Below are 5273 nucleotides of genomic sequence, written 5' to 3'. Positions count from 1 at the left end.
GTGGTTGGTGGGCTCGTCGAGGAGCAGCAGGCTGGGCTGCTGGAGAAGCAGCTTGCACAGCGCGACGCGTCGGCGCTCGCCACCGGACAGGTTGTCGACCAGGACCTCTGGCGGCGGGCAGCGCAGGGCGTCCATCGCCTGGTCGAGCCGGCTGTCGAGGTCCCAGGCGTTGGCGTGGTCGAGGTCGGTCTGCAGCTCACCCATCTCCGGGAGCAGCGTGTCGTAGTCGGCGTCAGGATCGGCGAGCTCCTCGGTGATCTGGTTGAAGCGGTCGATCTTGCCCTTGATCACCGAGACGGCCTCCTCGACGTTCTCCAGGACGGTCTTGCCCTCGGTCAGCGGTGGCTCCTGCAGGAGGATGCCGACCGTGGCCTCGGGGTCCTTGATCGCGTCGCCGTTGTTGGGCTGCTCAAGGCCGGCCATGATCTTGAAGAGCGTCGACTTGCCGGTGCCGTTGGGGCCCACGACGCCGATCTTGGCGCCGTGCAGGAACGACAGCGTGACGTCGTCGAGCACAAGCTTCTCGCCGAGCTTCTTGCGGACGTTGCGGAGGGTGAAGACGTAGTCAGCCATATGGACCAGCCTATCGAGCGACCCACACTGCCCGCACGGCCACCTCAGCCGAGTGCGGCCAGGATCCCGGTGCGGTAGGCCGCGTAGGACGCCAGCTCTGCCTGCACCGGGGCAATGACACGGCGCTCGGTGACATCGTCGATCGCAGCCCTGAGCTGACGGTCGGCCTTGTTGGCCTTGCTCCGCCCGCCGAGACCCGACACCAGCCGAGACCCGAGATCGAGCACGATGCCGAGCACGAACCCTCCGACGGCAAGCGCCACGGCTGTCGGCAGCCCGCCCACCTCACCGAGGTCGGGCAGGTCGGCGGGGGTCAAGCTCACGATGCCCTCGACGAGCAGCCACGCGAGTCCGCCCAGCATGGCGACGAGGGCAACGATCTGCAGCACCTGCACGACGCCCCACCACGGCGCCGGCCTGGTGACACCCAGGCTGGTCTGGTCGATGGCCTCGTCGAGTGCATCGATGATGTCGTCGTCGGCAGGGTTCGAGGCGTCGCGGATGGCATCTCGCCACGGGCGCTCGAGACCGACAGACGCCTTCTCGGCCAGGTCGCGGATCGCCAGCTCGGCGTTGGCCCGCTGCATGTGGCTGGCCTCCGGCACCACTGCCCCCGCGAGCGAGGGCATCGACAGGTCGGAGCCGAGCTCGAGATCGCCGAGCGGGTCCTTGCGCTGGCGACGCACCCACCGGATGACGGGCCATCCCGTACGCAGCACCGCACGACGACTGGTTGACGCAGCGATGGCTTCGACGACCTGTGGGACGCCGGCGCAGTCGAGCAGTGCCTCGTCGAGCGCCTGCCGGTCGACGGGGCTGATGCCGGGCACGGCGCTGGACCCGCCCACCTGTGCGATGACAGCCGCGGCGGCGACGATGTCGGACGTCAGCCGACCCTTGGCCGACGACTTCGCCCGGATGCGAGCGGCGAGCTCGCGCTTGAGGTTTTCGACGCCGTCGCCACGGGTCGCGGACACCCCGATGACCGAGACGTCGGGAAGACCCTCGGCAGTCAAGATGCGCTTGACGTCGTCGAGCGTGCGCTCGCGCTCCTCGAACGGGATGCGGTCGATCTGGTTGAGGACCACGAGGGTGACGTCGCTGTACGACGCCATGGGACGGATGTAGCGGTCGTGGATCGCGGCGTCGGCATACTTCTGCGGGTCGAGCACCCAGACCAGCAGGTCGGCGTACTTGACCAGACGGTCCATCTCGACGTGGTGCGAGACCTCGGTCGAGTCGTGGTCGGGCAGGTCGAGCAGCACGAGGCCGTCGAGCTTGGTGTCCTCGGTGGAGTGATCGAGCATGCTCATGCGCGACACCTGGTGCCGTGGCGGTATGCCCATCCATTCCAGCAGGCCTTGCGCACCGTCGGGACCCCAGGCGCAGGCCAGCGCCCACGATGTCGTGGGACGACGGACGCCGACGCCGGCGAGCTCGAGATCGGTGAGCGAGTTGAAGAGCGAGGACTTGCCCGAACCTGTGGCGCCCGCGAGCGCGACGATCGTGTGGTCGCCGGACAGGCGCAGACGTCCGGCGGCACGCCCCGAGAGCATCTCCGCGGGTGCCAGGATCTCGGCGTCGATGCGGCCGCGGCTCGCCTCGACGGCTGCAAAGAGCCCCTCGAGGCGCGTCGAGACGTCGCTTGGACCGTCACCGAACACTTCTTCGGTGACTTCACCCGTCGCGGTCATGACGTCGATTCTCCGTTCAAGAAGTCTGAGTGCCGAGCATATTCGGCCTGACGTGCTGCTTCGCGCAGGACAGATTGGGCGGCCTTGAGGGTTTCGGGGGTGTCGAGCACGTCGACGTACCGGTGCAGCTCGGTCTGGAAGAGCGCGCCGGCCCTCGACTCGAGATCGACCCGCGCCTTCTGGACGAGCTCGTCAACGACCTGCTCGCCGAAGATGGCGTCGAGGAGCTTGCGCCCGAGCACCGCGGTTCCACCGGCCTCAGCGTCCTCGCCGGACTTCGAGAGAAGCACGATCATCAGTGCGACCCCGATGCCGTTGACGCCGAAGGCAAGGAACTTCGCAGTCATGCGCTTGTCGGCCCCCTCGACTCGCACGAGCTCGAGCAGGGCTTGGCCCCAGTCGTGGACCAACCGCTCGGCCTTGACCCTGAAATCGCGTGACGCGCGGTCGAGCCCGCGAGTGTTGGAGAGCAGCGCACGTCCCGCATCGGTCATCGCCCACGAACGCGAGGCTTTCTCGGCGGCGGCCTCGGCGTGCTCCACGAGCAGCATGTGAAGACCATTCTCGATGGCGTCGACGACCTCCTTGGAGCGGGTGCGCTTGCCGGTCATGCCGTCGACGAACCGGTCGCGAATACGGGTGACCTTCTCCTCGACGGACTTGAGCAGCTCGCCGGTACCAACGAACTCCTGCCAGCGCACGAGCACCTCGCCCCGTACCAGCGTGCCGTCGGTGCTCTGGAGGGCAAAAGCGTCAAGTGCCGAGCGGTAGACGCTGTCGACCTCGCGGTACAGCGCTTCGGCGACCTCGATCTGGCTATCCATGGAGTCGCCGATGTCGTGGGTGCGCATGACGTTGTTGCGGATCGCGCCATCGAGCGTCCGGTTGACGACCATCGCGCGCGCGCCGGTGTCGGCCGCCAGCTCGTGCAACCAGCCGACGATGGGCGCCACGGCGGCCGGGGGCACCAGCCCGTCTGCGTCGACGCCCGACTCGGGCACGGTGAAGAGCGGGGAGTCCGAGAGCCCACGCGACGTCATCATGCGGGCCAGGTGGCCACGTACCTCCACGACGGCCTCCGCGCTGGTGCGGTCGAGCACCACCGCAACTGACGTGCTGCGCTCGGCGGCCAGTCGCAGGTAGTCCCACGGGACCTGGTCGGCGTAGCGGGCCGCTGATGTCACGAAGAGCCACAGGTCTGCGGCCGCGAGGAGCTGGCTGGCGAGCTCGCGGTTGCCTTGGTCGATCGAGTCGACGTCGGGCGCGTCGAGGATCGCGAGGCCGCGTGGGATCTTGTCGGACGACGCGAGCCGCAGGGCGTACGTGTCGTTGCTCGACACCTCGGTGCGTGGGAGGTCGGGAAGGATGCGATCTGGCCGGAACCACTCGGCATCGGCCGGGTGGTGAACCAGGACTGGTGAGCGCGTGGTGGGTCGGAGCACACCTGACTCGGTGACCCGTTGTCCGACGATCGAGTTGACCAGCGTCGACTTGCCGGCACCGGTGGATCCGCCCACCACCGCGAGGAGTGGGGCGTCGAGCTGGACGAGTCGGGGCAGGACATAGTCAGACAGCTGGTCGACGACCTCGGACTGCGTCCGCCGAGCCGCTTCGGCCTCGGGGGTCTCGAGCCGCATCGTCACATCACGCACTGAGATGAGCAGCTTGCTCATGGCCGCGACGAGCTCGGCGGACGCGTGTTCACTGGCCACGGGTGCGCTCCTCTCATCGACGGTGTGTAGCTGCTGGCGGGTCTGTGGACAGATTAGTGGACAAAGGACCAGATGGACGTCACCGCGGGTGCGGCAGAGCAATCAGGAGTGACGGACGGTGTTCTGCAGCGCGGGTGGGAACCGCAGCGACGGGCGCAGGGCGTACATCGCGTCGAGCAGTGCATAGGTGCGCTCGACCCCCCTCGGCTTGCTGCGGCCCGACATCATCGCGTGGTGCAGGAACGCCATCTCGGTGGCCAGTCGTTGGTAACGCTTGACGACCGCCCGGCCGCCCTTGCCAGCGTGCTCACCGGCGTAACGTCGAGCTGCCTTGCGATAGCTGAAGCGCGAGAGATACGGGATCTCGGCCGGGTGTATCCAGCCGCGATGCGCGACGTAGGAGAGAGACTGCTCGAGGATGCGCACTTGTCGGGTGCGCACGATGATGGCGAGCACAGCCACAGCGATCAACACGACCGCGAGCGCAAGGTAGGCCAGCACGAACCCCGTCCCCCCGCCATAGCTGAGCGAGCCGTTCCACACCCCGTGCAGGCCCACGCTCGCCGCGAGGCCGACGATCACGATCAACACCTTGGCCAGCTTCGACCGGCGCGAGACGGCCAACCCAATCGCGATGCCGAACGCAGAGGTGAAGAGGGGATGGGCGAACGGGCTGAAGACGCCACGGACCACGAATGTCGTCGTGACGCCCTCGGCCCCGGCGATCGTCATGTCGGGCGAACCGAGATAGCTCGACGCGTAATAACCGATGTTCTCGACGAAGGCGAAGCCGATGCCGACGAGCCCGGCGTAGACCAGTCCGTCGAGGAAGCCGTCGATCACGCGACGTGAACGCACGAACGTCAGGAGCAGGAACAGACACTTGGCCGGCTCCTCCGTGAGCGGTGCAACGATCGAGGCCATGGTGTCGTCGGTGAGGTTGAAGGTGTTCTGGATGAAGATCTGGAGGCTGAGGGCGATGCTGACGGCAACGACACCGCCCCACACGAAGGCGGCGAACTTGTAGCGGCGCGGCTCCGGCTCGTAGCGGTCGAGCCACCAGTAGGCCATCCACAGCAGTGGCAACGGGATGAACGCGTAGAAGGCCGAGAGGCCCGCCCCGGCAGGGTCACCCGCGCTGAGCGAGATGGCAGCACCACCGGCCACGCCGGCGATCGCGATGAGGATGAACAGGATCAGCAACGGGGTGCGGCCACGCTGGCGGATCGTCTCGCGATATTTGGGGAGTGTGGCAGGGATCTGGCCCGCAGTCACGTCTGTCACCCGCAAATCG

4 protein-coding genes are annotated in these 5273 nt (G+C 67.5%); all 4 read right to left on the bottom strand.

All coding sequences use genetic code 11. From position 1 onward, the window contains the following. A partial coding sequence (locus H7290_RS13680) for an ATP-binding cassette domain-containing protein (protein WP_290514570.1) occupies positions 1–573 on the bottom strand: 573 nt, incomplete at its 3' end. Between the two features lie 44 nt (positions 574–617). Continuing rightward, on the bottom strand, positions 618–2267 hold the full coding sequence (locus H7290_RS13675; protein WP_290514569.1) for a GTPase: 1650 nt from the start codon (positions 2265–2267) through the stop codon (positions 618–620). Continuing rightward, positions 2264–3979 (bottom strand): ABC transporter, encoded by a 1716-nt coding sequence (locus H7290_RS13670; protein WP_290514568.1) that lies wholly within the window; start codon positions 3977–3979, stop codon positions 2264–2266. The genes H7290_RS13675 and H7290_RS13670 overlap by 4 nt, the downstream gene beginning before the upstream one ends. A 102-nt stretch (positions 3980–4081) precedes the next feature. Continuing rightward, the coding region (locus H7290_RS13665; protein WP_290514567.1) for a PrsW family intramembrane metalloprotease at positions 4082–5273 on the bottom strand (1192 nt) is incomplete at its 5' end.

Source organism: Aeromicrobium sp. (assembly GCF_014378035.1).
Classification (GTDB): Bacteria; Actinomycetota; Actinomycetes; order Propionibacteriales; family Nocardioidaceae; genus Aeromicrobium.
This window is presented reverse-complemented; position numbering and strand designations above follow the sequence as displayed.

Excerpts from the sequence above, each read along its gene's own strand:
- H7290_RS13675 (WP_290514569.1), bottom strand. The coding sequence starts at position 2,267 with ATGACCGCGACGGGTGAAGTCACCGAAGAAGTGTTCGGTGACGGTCCA.